At 59.6% G+C, this 12,942-nt stretch carries 12 protein-coding genes; 9 read left to right on the top strand and 3 right to left on the bottom strand.

Translation table 11 applies throughout. From position 1 onward, the window contains the following. Positions 1-22 precede the first annotated feature (22 nt). From ACFWW4_RS11845 to ACFWW4_RS11835, 3 genes are all read right to left on the bottom strand, one after another. Positions 23-1,510, bottom strand: coding sequence for a TIGR01777 family oxidoreductase (locus tag ACFWW4_RS11845; protein ID WP_411891043.1), 1,488 nt, complete (start codon positions 1,508-1,510; stop codon positions 23-25). Between the two features lie 4 nt (positions 1,511-1,514). After that, complete coding sequence (locus ACFWW4_RS11840) at positions 1,515-2,195, bottom strand: DUF4166 domain-containing protein (protein ID WP_411891042.1); 681 nt, start codon at positions 2,193-2,195, stop codon at positions 1,515-1,517. Positions 2,196-2,264: 69 nt separating this feature from the next. Then, positions 2,265-2,825 (bottom strand): GbsR/MarR family transcriptional regulator, encoded by a 561-nt coding sequence (locus ACFWW4_RS11835; RefSeq protein ID WP_393926234.1) that lies wholly within the window; start codon positions 2,823-2,825, stop codon positions 2,265-2,267. Positions 2,826-3,001: 176 nt separating this feature from the next. Here ACFWW4_RS11835 and ACFWW4_RS11830 point away from each other — a divergent pair, with 176 nt between their 5' ends. The 9 genes from ACFWW4_RS11830 to ACFWW4_RS11790 all read left to right on the top strand — a co-directional run bounded on the left by ACFWW4_RS11830 (position 3,002) and on the right by ACFWW4_RS11790 (position 12,940). Further along, positions 3,002-4,048 (top strand): ABC transporter ATP-binding protein, encoded by a 1,047-nt coding sequence (locus tag ACFWW4_RS11830; RefSeq protein WP_411891041.1) that lies wholly within the window; start codon positions 3,002-3,004, stop codon positions 4,046-4,048. Then, complete coding sequence (locus ACFWW4_RS11825; protein ID WP_411891040.1) at positions 4,045-5,148, top strand: ABC transporter ATP-binding protein; 1,104 nt, start codon at positions 4,045-4,047, stop codon at positions 5,146-5,148. Before ACFWW4_RS11830 ends, ACFWW4_RS11825 begins: the two co-directional genes overlap by 4 nt. Next, positions 5,148-6,653 carry an ABC transporter substrate-binding protein gene (locus ACFWW4_RS11820; protein ID WP_411891039.1) on the top strand — a complete coding sequence of 502 codons (1,506 nt, stop codon included), beginning with the start codon at positions 5,148-5,150 and terminating at the stop codon, positions 6,651-6,653. Before ACFWW4_RS11825 ends, ACFWW4_RS11820 begins: the two co-directional genes overlap by 1 nt. 54 nt (positions 6,654-6,707) lie before the next feature. Next, entirely contained in the window at positions 6,708-7,652 is a 945-nt protein-coding gene (locus ACFWW4_RS11815; protein ID WP_411891038.1) for an ABC transporter permease, read from the top strand. Beyond that, positions 7,652-8,521: an ABC transporter permease gene (locus tag ACFWW4_RS11810; RefSeq protein ID WP_411891037.1), complete on the top strand. Its 870-nt coding sequence runs from the start codon at positions 7,652-7,654 to the stop codon at positions 8,519-8,521. Before ACFWW4_RS11815 ends, ACFWW4_RS11810 begins: the two co-directional genes overlap by 1 nt. A 10-nt stretch (positions 8,522-8,531) precedes the next feature. Beyond that, positions 8,532-10,319, top strand: a complete 1,788-nt coding sequence (locus ACFWW4_RS11805; RefSeq protein ID WP_411891036.1) for a gamma-glutamyltransferase family protein — start codon at positions 8,532-8,534, stop codon at positions 10,317-10,319. Continuing rightward, complete coding sequence (locus ACFWW4_RS11800; RefSeq protein ID WP_411891035.1) at positions 10,316-11,050, top strand: DUF1028 domain-containing protein; 735 nt, start codon at positions 10,316-10,318, stop codon at positions 11,048-11,050. The genes ACFWW4_RS11805 and ACFWW4_RS11800 overlap by 4 nt, the downstream gene beginning before the upstream one ends. Continuing rightward, positions 11,047-11,730, top strand: coding sequence for a FadR/GntR family transcriptional regulator (locus ACFWW4_RS11795; protein ID WP_411891034.1), 684 nt, complete (start codon positions 11,047-11,049; stop codon positions 11,728-11,730). The genes ACFWW4_RS11800 and ACFWW4_RS11795 overlap by 4 nt, the downstream gene beginning before the upstream one ends. Positions 11,731-11,890: 160 nt before the next feature. Continuing rightward, on the top strand, positions 11,891-12,940 hold the full coding sequence (locus ACFWW4_RS11790) for a C4-dicarboxylate TRAP transporter substrate-binding protein (protein WP_411891033.1): 1,050 nt from the start codon (positions 11,891-11,893) through the stop codon (positions 12,938-12,940). Positions 12,941-12,942 lie beyond the last annotated feature (2 nt).

The following is a 12,942-nucleotide window of genomic DNA, read 5'->3' as shown; positions in this document are numbered from 1 at the left end:
AGAGCAAAACCACATCACAAGTTCAAGACGCATTCTGCGGCTGCGATACGACCGTTGCGCGTGTGTCGCGTGCGCCAGTCATTTGCTGTAATGCGTGGTCCAGATCGGGTTGCCAGAAGGTAAAGCCTGCGGCCTGTGCCCCGGCGGGCACGACCCGTTGACCGGACAACATCGTCTCTTCCGCCAGATCGCCCAAACCCACACGCAGGATCGCGGCAGGAAAGCGCAGAACCGCCGGTCTCTGCAGTGCGCCTGCCACGGCCTTGGTGAAATCCGCGTTTGTTACTGGGTTCGGCGCAGTGGCGTTCAGCGGCCCCTGGATATCCGCCGCCACGGCAAAGACGATCATCCGCACAACATCATCCAGATCAATCCAAGACATCCATTGTTTTCCGTCGCCAATAACGCCGCCAAGGCCGAATTCGAACGGGGTCAGGAACTTGGCCAGCATCCCGCCCTCGACACCCAAAACCAGCCCGATACGGAGTGCCACAACACGGACACCATGGGCCTGCGCCGCCTCCGCGGTCGCTTCCCAGCGGGCGCAAACCTGATGGGTAAAGCAATCCTGCGGGGCTGCATCCTCGGTCAGTTTTTCGTCGCCACGCAAACCATACCATCCGATGGCAGAGCCATTGACCAACACCTTTGGTTTTACGGCAAGCCGGTCAATCAAGGCTACGATTTCGCGAGTCATATCCACACGCGATCCGATAATCCGGGCGCGTTTGCGTGCGGTCCAAGGGGCGCTGGCAACCGGGTCACCGGCCAAATTGATGATGCTGTCGATAGGTTCATCATCCGGGATCTGCCCCAGATCAGTGACAATCCGGATCGGATGGGCCAGATCATCTGCATTGGCCCTGGTCCGCGTCAATACGGTGACACGGTGCCCGCCAGCCACCAGGGCGGCAGTAAGGCGCGCGCCAATGAACCCGGTCGCGCCAGTGATCAGAACATTCTGACGACCCGGTAGATCAGTCACCAGCGTTGCAGGGTCTGGGCGTGCCAACCTGTCGCTACGCCCCGCCGCCAGCAGATCACGTGCGCTGAACAGGCCGACAGCCAGGGCAGACAGGGTCGCCATGACGCTCCACCAGCCATAGCTGGTTGGGATCAGCGCCGTTTCCATCCTTGCCCACTCCAACAGGTAGGGCGCGGCAAGCGAAAGGATTGCACCGTAGTTGAGGGCAAGGAGGGTATGGTTCACCCGTTCGGTCGCTGGCAGTTTCCGTGTCAGGTCCTCCTCCACGAAATCCCATAAGGTGATCAACACCTCGACCACCAGAATACCTGTCAGGATCATCGTGAAAACACCACGCGGCTCCAGCCAGGCAAAGCACAGGAAAATTACCATATAGAAGAAGTTGCGCACCCCGTGCAGGCGCAGTTCCTGCCGCTGCGACGGGCGCCACGCCAGACGTTCAGTGCCTTCATGGTGGACAAGCGTGTCAAACGCGCCCATCACAACCTGAATGGCAATAAGGGTCCAGAGGATCGGATCATCCATTATTCTATTCCTTTGCGTCCTGGAAAACGGCGTCTTGCGCGATCATCTCGCCAAAGACGCGGTGTTTGAGCGAAAGTGTGAAGGCGAACTGGCCGTCGCCGAGGTCATGGTGACCAATCACCAACGCACCCGGGCTGAGCAAACGTGGCAGCCTGATGCGGCGGCCCCATAGCTGCAGAAAGAAATGATCGCTTTTGAAGAGCAGGGCATGGGCGGTCGCCTCGACCCGCAAGGCCATGCCGATGCCGTAGCCGATATATTCCTCGAGCCCGGTGGGACCTGCAAAACGTTTGGAACTGTGCACAGTCTGGGGGAAACCCTTGGCCCGCCCGTATTGCCTGATCCAGAACTGGCCATTTGTCACGCTGTCCTCGGTCACAATCACAACAGCGGGACGATCCACCGAAGTCATATCATAGGGCAATGGCGCGCCCACAAGGCGCGCCATTTGCGCCAGAACATGCCCCGTCCGGTTCATGCGCATGGATGTCACAACACCCTGATAGGTCACACTATCCCCACCCTTCAGCCGCTTACCAAATCGTTTGCGGATCGCTGCAGGCAGCCGGTTCCAGCCATCACCCAGCAGGTTGCGAAACCGGCTGTCTGGCAAAGGCTGCGGTGCCTTGGCGTCATTGGCAGGCACAAACGGTATGACCTTTTGCTTATGTCCCTGAACCTCCATCATTTCCTCCGTTTCGTATCATCATATATTTCTGTATGAACAGAAATTAATTGTCAAAAAAAGGGCAGCCTATTTGGCCTTGCGCCCCGTGAACTTCAAAACCTTCAGCACCTTGTCACCCATGCCGATCAGCCGCGTCAGCTGGGCCTTGGGCACACCCAGCATCTGGTCGTACCAACGGGTCGTCGTGTTAAGGAACTCCTGCATCTCGCGCAGCCGGTGCAGTACCTCGGGGTTCAACCCCTTCTCGGTCTCTGCCTTGGTTACGCAATCACGCAACGCTGCGGCGGCTGGATCAATCTCGCGCTCTTTGCGGCCCTGGGCGATGCGCATCGCCATCTCCCAGACATCAACCTCTGCCTCGAAATGTTCGCGCCTGTCACCCACGATGGGAACGCGACGGATCAGTTTCCAGCCGACCAGTTCCTTGAGCGAGTTCGATACGTTTGACCGGGCAATCCCCAGCGTCTCGGATATCTGCTCTGCATTCATCGGACTGACCGAAAGATATAGCAACGCATGGATCTGCGCGACCGAGCGGTTGACGCCCCACTGGCCGCCCATGTCACCCCAATACAGAATGAATTGCTCAACGGCTGCCGATTTGGTTATTTGTGATATTTCTGTCATCACAGAAACTTAGAACACGCCGGCACGTTTTGCAAGCCAAATCGCCTAGCCATTTTCGCCAAAGGGAGTCCTGTGTGCACAAAAATGAGAGGAAGCGCCCAAATACCCGGCAAATCCCTTACCGATGGCCAAGGCCACAAAAACTCTGGCTGTCACGTCGTCATCATCATTGACTCATGTCGAAAATTGCTGAACCAATGTGTAATTGGTTCACCATTGGGATGAAGACGCTGACCAAAACCGCCCCCTTGCTGTCGCTAACTGCGTTGAGCCTTCGATTTAAGGGGCAAGCAAGTTGTGCGGTGGAGAATGTCAGCCTGTCGGTGGCGTCTGGTGAAATCCTCTGTGTCGTGGGCGAATCTGGATGCGGAAAAAGCGTGACCGCCATGGCCATGATGGGGCTTTTGCCGCCGGGTGCGGCGCATATTCCTTCGGGAAAGATGGTGTTTGACGGGCAAGTCTTTGATTTAACAAAGGAACGCATCCCCGCAGACCTGCGCGGCGATCGCATGGCGATGATTTTTCAAGAACCGATGACTTCTCTTAATCCCGCCTTCCGTATCGGCGACCAGATTGCAGAATCAGTGCAACGTCACACCGGCTGTTCCCGCACCAAGGGGCTGGAACGCGCATTGGAGATGCTGCGCCGCGTCGGTCTGCCATCACCGGAACTGCAACTGGATCGGCACCCGCACCAATTGTCAGGTGGTCAGCGCCAGCGCGTCATGATCGCCATGGCGCTGGCCAATGACCCCAGCCTTCTAATCGCGGATGAGCCGACGACAGCACTGGATGTCACCATTCAAGCGCAGATTCTCGACCTGATCCGCGATCTGCAGCGCGATACCGGCATGGGCACCATCATGATCACCCATGATCTGGGTGTGGTGGCCGAAATCGCTGATACCGTAGCGGTCATGTATGGCGGGCAGATGGTGGAATACGGGCCCATGTCCGAGATATTCGGCAATCCGCAGCATCCCTACACGATTGGTTTGATGGCCTCGGTGCCGCGCCTGTCAGGACCCCGCGCAAGACTGACCACGATCAAGGGCACCGTGCCGACAATGAACAACATGCCTCAAGGATGCCGCTTTCGCAGCCGTTGTCCGTTTGCAACCGGCGTTTGCAGTACTCAGCCGTCCTTGTCCGATGTAGGGCCCAATCACCAGACCGCCTGTCATTTTGCACCACTCGAACAAACCTTACAGGTGGCCGGATGAAACCCATCCTCGAAGCACAGGGGCTGAAAAAGCACTTCCAGACGGGCGGCGGCCTGTTTGCCAAGAAGGGATCGGTGCGCGCAGTGGATGGTGTATCACTGTCGATCACGCCCGGTGAAACCTTCGCCATCGTGGGCGAATCCGGCTGCGGGAAATCCACCCTCGCCCGGCTACTGGCACGTCTGCTGGACCCGACAGCAGGCGACGTCATCTTTGACAGCAAGGCAGTGACCCAAGCGCGGGGCCATGCACTGTCAGACCTGCGTCGGGATGTGCAGTTCATCTTTCAGGACCCTTTTTCGTCGCTGAATCCGCGCATGTCGGTGGGCCGGCTGGTGGCAGAACCACTGGAGGTTCACGCGCCAGACCTGTCCAAACAGGACCGCCGCGCCAAAGTATCCGAACTGCTGAAACAGGTGGGTTTGCAGCCCGAACATGCCGACCGGTATCCGCATGAGTTTTCAGGCGGGCAGCGCCAGCGGATCGGCATCGCCCGCGCTTTGGCATCAGGGCCGCGACTGATTATTGGGGATGAACCGGTGTCTGCGCTGGATGTGTCAGTTCAGGCGCAGGTGGTGAACCTGCTCAGCGACCTAGGCCGCGATCTTGGTCTGACCCTGATCCTGATTGCGCACGACCTTGCCGTCATCAGACACATGTCGGATAGGGTCGCGGTCATGTATTTAGGCAAAATCGTCGAGCAAGGCACGACCGATGCCCTTTTCGACACGCCTCGCCACCCCTACACGCGCGCCTTGCTTGATGCCATTCCCGATCCGGATGACCGCAATCGCACCGATCGTGCCCGGATCGAAGGCGAAATGCCAAGCCCGTCCGCGCCACCGTCTGGCTGCGCCTTTCACACGCGCTGCCTGTTTGTCACCGACCTGTGCCGCAGCACAACGCCAATGCCGGAAGAAACACCGGATGGCCATATGACGGCCTGTCATCACTGGCAGGACATCGGTGTAACGGCCAGCCGCAACCCCCCTCCCAAACGAAGCCCTGCCACCGAAGCGCGGCTCGCCCTTTACCGAAAAGCGACCGAGGGGGCGAAGATCACCCCGGTCGCACATCATCCCGACAGAGAGGAAACATGATGAAATCCCTGACAATGACAACTGCCGCACTGGCGCTGATGGCGACCGGTGCCATGGCGCAAGATCTGCGCATCGCCTTGCAATCAGATGCCGACATTCTGGACCCCGACCAGTCGCGTACATTCGTAGGCCGCATCGTTTATGCGTCGCTATGCGACAAACTGGTCGATATCACCCCGGACCTTGAAATCATTCCGCAACTCGCCACCGAATGGACCGTGGCCGAGGATGGCATGTCCATCGACATGACCGTCCGAGAAGGTGTGGTGTTCCATGACGGGACCGCTTTCAATGCACAGGCTGTCGCCGACAATATCGAACGATCGCAAACGCTTGAGGAAAGCCGCCGCAAATCTGAATTGTCGTCAATCACCTCGGTTGATGTCACTGGCGATTACACCCTGACACTGAACCTTAGCGCACCTGATGCGACTGTGATGGCGCAACTGGCAGACCGGGCTGGGATGATGGTCTCGCCCACAGCTGCCGCCGAAACGGGTGTCGATTTCGGGCTCGCGCCGGTCTGCTCCGGCCCATTCAGCTTTGGCGAACGTGTGGCGCAGGACCGGATTGTCCTGAACAAGTTTGACGATTACTGGAACGCCGATGCGATCAATTTCGACAGCGTGACCTTCCTGCCGATCCCGGATACCACGGTGCGTCTGGCCAATCTGCAATCGGGCGATATCCATATTCTGGAACGTCTAGCCCCCACTGATCTCGCGCAGGCCGAAGCAGACCCGGACATCAATGTGGTCTCTGCCGTATCGCTTGGCTATCAGGGCGTCACCTTTAACGTTGGCAACGGCGATAAGGCCGACAACCCCTTTGGCAACGACAAACGGCTACGTCAGGCGTTCAGCTATTCCATGGACCGCAACGCGATCAATCAGGTGGTATTTGAAGGCGCTTATGCCCCGGGCAACCAGTCCTTCCCGCCAACCTCGCCTTGGTACAACACCAATTTCCCGATCGAAGAACGCAATGTGGATAAAGCGAAGGCCTTGCTGGCAGAGGCGGGTTATCCCGACGGTGTCGACCTGACGGTACAGGTGCCCAACACCACGATCCCGTTGCAATTGATGCAGGTTGTCCAGTCGATGGCGGCAGAGGCGGGCATCCGGGTTGAGATTGTGTCGAAGGAATTCGCAACCCTGCTGGCCGACCAGTCTGCCGGTGACTATCAGGCAAGCCAGATCGGCTGGTCCGGCCGCGTCGATCCAGATGGCAATATCCACCAGTTCGTGACCACCGATGGTGGCATCAATGACAGCGGATTTTCGCACCCCGACGTGGATGCGGCGTTGAATGCAGCCCGCACACAGGCTGATATGGAGGCCCGCAAGATCGAGTATGACAAGGCCCGCGCCGTCCTGATCGACGAAGCACCGCTGGTTTATCTCTATCACCAAAGCTGGATCACCGCGCTTGATGCCGGGATCGACGGCTTCACCCCTTACCCCGATGGCATGATCCGTCTGGAAGGCGTGTCACTGTCTGAGTGATGTGGAGCCGGCCCGACCTTGGTTGAGGTCGGGCCACCCAACAAGAGGCATTCCATGCTGTCATACTTCCTGCGCCGCGTCGCCATCGCGATCCCGACGATCCTGCTGATCTCGATCTTCGTTTTCGCATTGCAAAAACTGTTGCCCGGCGACCCGCTGCTGGTTCTGGCTGGGGAAGAGCGTGACCCAGAGGTGCTGGAATTCCTGCGCGAAAAATACCGTCTGAATGATCCGATCCCGGTGCAGTACATCACTTGGGTGGGCAATGCGCTGCAGGGTGATCTGGGCACCTCTTTCCGCACCAATCAGCCTGTGACCGAACTTATCGGGCAAAAGCTGCCAGTGACGATCCAGCTGGCAGTGATGTCGTTGATTTTCGCGGTGCTGATCGGCATTCCGGCAGGTATCCTGTCGGCTTATAAAAAAGGCACGCTGACTGATTACATCGCCAATATCGTCGCGCTTTCAGGACTGTCTATACCGAATTTCTGGCTGGGGATCATGTTGATCCTGCTGGTATCAGTGAAATGGCAATTGCTGCCGGCGTCGGGCTATGTCCCGCTAAGCGAGGATTTCTGGTTGTCGATCAAGACAATGCTGATGCCCGCCTTTGTCTTGGGCACAGCATTGGCGGCCACGCTGATGCGGCATACCCGTTCCGCGATGCTGGGGGTGCTGACCTCTGACTATGTTCGAACCGCACGCGCCAAGGGGTTGTCAGAGCGCAAGGTTGTGCTGAAACACGCCTTTCGCAACGCGTTGACGCCCATCGTTACCCTAACGGCCCTACTGTTCGGGGAGTTGATCGCGGGTGCCGTTCTAACCGAACAGATCTTTACCATCCCTGGATTTGGCAAACTGGTCGTCGATGCCGTCTTCAACCGCGACTATGCCGTCGTGCAGGGCATTGTTCTGGTGACTGCGGTTGGTTTCATCATCATGAACCTGTTGGCAGATATGGCATACTTCTTGCTCAACCCTCGTCTGAGGAGCGCCTGATGTCCGTTGCTGAAACGAGCAATACAGCACTCCCCAAACCCGAAAACCGGGTCTGGAAGAAATTCCGCAGCCACAAATCGGCGATGTTGGGCGGCATTCTGGTGACCTTCTTTATCGCCATCGCCCTGCTCGCGCCCGTCTTGCCAATCCCTGACCCGGCCGCGACAGATTGGGGTGCGGTGCGTCAGGCACCGTCTGCGGCCCATTGGATGGGAACCGATGAGATCGGGCGCGATGTGCTGTCGCGGATGATCTGGGGGGCGCAGGCGTCACTCCTCGCGGGGGTCATCTCGGTCGGGATCGCGGTGGCCATCGGGGTGCCGCTCGGCATCGTGGCCGGTTATTTTGGTGGCTGGATTGACGCCATCATTTCGCGCTGTACCGAAGCGCTATTGGCCGCCCCCTTCCTGATCCTTGCCATCGCGCTGGCTGCCTTTTTGGGACCGAGCCTGACGAACGCAATGATCGCCATCGGCATCTCGGCCACACCGATATTCATACGTCTGACCCGCGGCCAGGTGATCAATATCAAGGTCGAAGATTACGTGGAGTCCGCGCATGCCATAGGCTTGCCGACACGGCTGATCCTGTCGCGCTACATCCTGCCGAATGCCTTGCCGCCAATCCTTGTGCAGGCGACGCTGACCATCGCGACAGCCATCATTGCAGAGGCGTCGCTTTCATTCCTCGGCCTCGGCCAGCAACCCCCGTCGCCAAGCTGGGGATCAATGCTGAATACGGCCAAGAACTTCCTCAACCAGGCGCCGTGGATGGCGCTTTATCCCGGCATCTCGATCTTTCTTGTTGTGTTGGGGTTCAACCTTCTGGGCGACGGGCTGCGCGACGCGCTTGACCCGCGCGAACACTGAAAGGCATCGCATGACTTTTACCACGCGTCCTGAGATCCGAGGCACCTTCGGCGTTGCAACCTCGACCCATTGGATCGCCTCTGCCATTGGCATGTCGATCCTCGAAAAGGGCGGCAACGCCTTTGACGCCGCGGTCGCAACCGGTCTGACGTTGCAGGTTGTGGAGCCGCATTTGAACGGCCCCGCCGGCGACATGCCCGCCATCTTTCAGAAGGCTGGCGAGGACGTGCAGGTCATATGTGCGCAGGGGCCTGCCCCTGGAGCTGCCACCATCGCGCACTATCGGGAACAGGATCTGACACTGGTTCCGGGGTCGGGTTTGCTGGCCACCGTGATCCCCGGCGCATTTGACGGCTGGATGCTGATGCTGCGCGACCACGGCACGATGACCCTGCGCGATGTTCTGGAACCCGCTATCGGATACGCCCGCGACGGCCATCCTGTATTGCCACGGGTGGCAAACACGATTGACGGGCTGACGGAGTATTTCGCCGAACACTGGCCCAGCAGCGCCGCAGTCTGGACACCCGGCGGCACGGCCCCTGCCCCCAACACGATTTTCAAGAACCCCGATCTGGCCCGCACCTATGACCGTCTGGTCGCCGCGGGCGAGGCCGCAGGCGATGACCGCACAGACCAGATCGACGCTGCCCGCAAGGAATGGGCAAACGGGTTCGTGGCCGACGCCATCGAAACATATCTGCAGGATGCCAACATCATGGATGTGTCCGGCAAACCGCACAAAGGCGTGCTGCGCAAATCGGACATGGCGGGCTGGTCCGCCACAACAGAACCATCGCTGTCCTATACCTATCACGGCTGGACCGTGCACAAGACCGGGCCGTGGTCGCAAGGGCCGGTCCTGCTGCAGGCGCTGGCCATCCTGAAACATCACGATCTGGCGGCGATGGACCCGCTGGGCGCGGAATTCGTCCACACCATCATCGAAGCGATCAAACTGTCCTACGCGGATCGCGAGGCGTATTACGGCGACCCCGCGCATAGCGAAATCCCGATGGATCACCTGCTGTCAGATGCCTACAACGCCGAACGCGCGCGGCTGATCGGGCCAACGGCCAGCCTCGAACAACGCCCCGGTCATGTGCCCGGGTTCGGCCATCTGGCCGACGCCTATGTCACCCGCGCCGCCAGCGATTTCGGGGCCGCCGATGCTGCCCCGCAGGAACCGACAATGGCGCATCTGACCGAAAAGCGCGGCGATACGGTGCATCTCGATATCATCGACCGCTGGGGCAACATGGTCGCGGCCACCCCATCGGGCGGCTGGCTGCAATCGAACCCGGTGATCCCCGGCCTTGGCTTTCCGCTGAACTCCCGCGCGCAGATGTTCTGGCTTGAAGACGGCTTGCCCACCTCACTGGCCCCGGGACGACGACCGCGCACCACGCTGACCCCGTCACTGGCCGTGCACGAAGACGGGCGGCGCATGGTCTTCGGCACTCCCGGCGGCGACCAGCAGGATCAGTGGCAACTGGTCTGGTTCCTGCGGTTCGTCCATTGGGGCATGGAATTGCAGGCCTGCATGGATGCGCCACTGTTCCATTCGATGCACTTTCAGGGGTCCTTCTATCCGCGTGAGGCCAAACCCGGCGAAATGATGCTGGAACCCGCCTTTGGCGATGCCGTCATCAATGATCTGCGGGCGCGTGGCCATGTCGTTCATGTGGCCGAACCCTGGTCCGTCGGGCGTCTGACGGCCGCTTTGCGCGACCCTGACGGGGTGTTGCGCGCCGCCGCAACCCCGCGTCTGATGCAAGCCTATGCGGTGGGCCGATGACCTGGAGCCTGATTGCCCGCGACGGGGATGACATCGGCCTGATCGTCGCCTCCAAATTTTTTGCCTGCGGCGCCTTGGTACCCTATGTCGGCCCCCGCACGGCGGTGGCCAGCCAGGCCTTCTGCAACCCGATCTGGGGAACCGAAGGGCGCGGGCGGCTTGAAACCGAAGATGCGACAGCCGTCATCGCCGACTTCTCGTCGCGCGATGCAGGTCAGGCGATCCGGCAGGCTCATATGATGGATGCCAAGGGCCAGTTCGCAGCCCATACCGGAGCGGATTGTGTCGATTGGGCCGGGCATCTGATCCGTGACGATCACTCTGTTGCCGGCAATATGCTGACCGGTCTTGATGTTATCGAAGCCACCTCTGACGCCTTTCAGAGCGCCACCGGCTCCTTTGCCGAAAGGTTGATCACAGCCATGCAAGCTGGCGAGGCCGAAGGCGGCGACAAACGGGGCCGGCAGGCCGCCGGGCTGACGATCCACCGTGGCGAGGATTATCCGTGGCTATCGCTCCGGGCGGATGACCACGCCGATCCGCTGGCAGAACTCGACCGTCTCTGGCAGGTGGCCCAGGAACGGTATGTGCATTTCACACTCGGCGTGCCCACGGCCAAGGCATTTTCCGGCAGCCCCACCCGCGATCATATCGATGCGGCTATTGCCGAAGCCGAAGAACGTAGGCTATCGGAGGGACGCCCAAGCCTGTCGCAAGCCGTGGAAAAATGACCGAACCACTCAAATCCCGCCTGATGGCACTGATCGAATCCGAGCTGCCCCCCGATGGCCGCCTGCCAACGGAACGGGCCTTGGCCGACAGGTTCGGCACATCACGCCGGCTGGTGCGACAGGCGCTTGACCAACTGGAGGTCGAAGGGTTGGTCTGGCGCAAACAGGGGTCCGGTACATATGCCGGCCAACCCTCAGACCCGACAGGTGATCTGGCGGCACGCATTGCCGGTGAAACCGATCCCCTTCAGGTGATGGAGGCGCGCCTGTGCATCGAACCGGAACTGGCCGCCCTTTGTGCCACCCGAATGACGGATGAAGAGATTTCACGCCTGCGCACCCTTGCCTCGCGCCAAGTGGTCGCTGATGCGCAGACGATCGAGCTGTGGGACGGGGCGATTCACCGGCTGATCGCGCAATGCGCACGTAACAGGCCCTTGCTGACCGCATTTGCGCTGCTGGATCGCATCCGTTCCAACCCCGACTGGGTCGCCGTGCGCGCCAGGGCGCGCAGTCGCACCTCACTCACCGTACCCCAGAACGAACATGAGGTTCTGATCAACGCCATCGCCGCCCGCAGCCCAAGTGCTGCACGTCAGGCGATGCATGATCATCTCTCAGCACGTTTCGCCGCTCTGAAGGTGGAATTCAACGCCGGAATGCGCGAAGCGGGCGAATAAGGCTAACCGCCTCAAATCACTCAAGCTTCACTTACGCAGTACGTCTGCTGAACCGCTTGGCCTGCGCTTCGGAGCAAATGGGGCTTGAGGAGTGGTTCAGAATCTCGCTAAGATATAAAATGAAACACTGTTTTACATAGTGAAATTTAGGGAGGAAAACATGAAACTTTTCAAAGCCACGGCGCTTGCCGTGTCGATGGGGCTATTGACCGGTTCCGCCATTGCAGAAACAGTGCTGATCCATGGTGAGGCTGGCCCAAATCGCGGCGCGCGTGCCAACGCAATCCAGTGGTTTGCCGATCAGGTCGCTGAACGCTCCGGCGGGGATCTGCGGATCGATATCCAGTGGGGTGGTGCGCTGTTCAAGGCGAACGCGGCCCTGCAATCTATTGGCGATGGGGTGGCTGACATGGGAACCGTGATCGCCGTCTACTATCCGCAGGAATTCGTGGCCTACGGTGTCGCTGACCTGCCGCTAGACAACCCTGACGCCTGGGTTGGCATGCGCGCAACCGATGAGCTGTTTCGCAACAACGCGGCGGTAGAAGCTGCGGTCGCTGACAAAAACCTTGTCTACCTTGGCACATTCACCACCAGTCAGGTTAATATCGGCTGCAATGGCGCGGCCATCCGCACAGCGGACGATATCGACGGGCTGAAGGTGCGCGGCGTCGGGGCCTATGGCAAAGTGTTCGGCGAGATGGGGGCAAACATGGTCCGCATGTCGATCTATGATGCCTATCAGGGATTAGACAGCGGGCTAATCGACTGTTCACAGGGTTATTCCTATGCGGTGTCCGCGCTGAAACAGGCCGAAGTCATGGACAGCTACACGCTGCTGAATTGGGGGCAGGTCGGCGGCGTCGGCACCTTCATGAACAAGGATGCCTTTGATGCGCTGACACCTGAACAACAGGCCATTCTACTGGAGGTCGGATCAGACACAGTGGACTATTTCGCCCGCATTCTGACCGGAGCCAACGACCAAGCGGTCGAAGACATGCGCGACCAGGGGCTTGAGATCATCGAGCTGCCCGAAGCAGAGCGCGCCAAGCTGTTGGAGATGGGGGCCAGCTATCTGGATGAATGGGCTGAAACCGCAACGGCGACAGGGCTGGATGGCCCGGCGATCCTTGAGGAATACCGAGCGCTGATCGCGAAATATGCAACTGAGCGGGATGCCAACGGCTATCCATGGGAAGACAGCTGATC

This window comes from Yoonia sp. SDW83-1 (assembly GCF_046762885.1).
In the GTDB taxonomy this organism is placed as follows: Bacteria; Pseudomonadota; Alphaproteobacteria; order Rhodobacterales; family Rhodobacteraceae; genus Yoonia.
This window is presented reverse-complemented; position numbering and strand designations above follow the sequence as displayed.

Coding starts and splice junctions, on each gene's coding strand:
- ACFWW4_RS11795 (WP_411891034.1), top strand. CDS start 11,047: ATGACCGAACCACTCAAATCCCGCCTGATGGCACTGATCGAATCCGAG.
- ACFWW4_RS11790 (WP_411891033.1), top strand. CDS start 11,891: ATGAAACTTTTCAAAGCCACGGCGCTTGCCGTGTCGATGGGGCTATTG.
- ACFWW4_RS11800 (WP_411891035.1), top strand. CDS start 10,316: ATGACCTGGAGCCTGATTGCCCGCGACGGGGATGACATCGGCCTGATC.
- ACFWW4_RS11835 (WP_393926234.1), bottom strand. CDS start 2,825: ATGACAGAAATATCACAAATAACCAAATCGGCAGCCGTTGAGCAATTC.
- ACFWW4_RS11810 (WP_411891037.1), top strand. CDS start 7,652: ATGTCCGTTGCTGAAACGAGCAATACAGCACTCCCCAAACCCGAAAAC.
- ACFWW4_RS11830 (WP_411891041.1), top strand. CDS start 3,002: ATGTCGAAAATTGCTGAACCAATGTGTAATTGGTTCACCATTGGGATG.
- ACFWW4_RS11820 (WP_411891039.1), top strand. CDS start 5,148: ATGAAATCCCTGACAATGACAACTGCCGCACTGGCGCTGATGGCGACC.
- ACFWW4_RS11825 (WP_411891040.1), top strand. CDS start 4,045: ATGAAACCCATCCTCGAAGCACAGGGGCTGAAAAAGCACTTCCAGACG.
- ACFWW4_RS11805 (WP_411891036.1), top strand. CDS start 8,532: ATGACTTTTACCACGCGTCCTGAGATCCGAGGCACCTTCGGCGTTGCA.
- ACFWW4_RS11840 (WP_411891042.1), bottom strand. CDS start 2,195: ATGGAGGTTCAGGGACATAAGCAAAAGGTCATACCGTTTGTGCCTGCC.
- ACFWW4_RS11815 (WP_411891038.1), top strand. CDS start 6,708: ATGCTGTCATACTTCCTGCGCCGCGTCGCCATCGCGATCCCGACGATC.
- ACFWW4_RS11845 (WP_411891043.1), bottom strand. CDS start 1,510: ATGGATGATCCGATCCTCTGGACCCTTATTGCCATTCAGGTTGTGATG.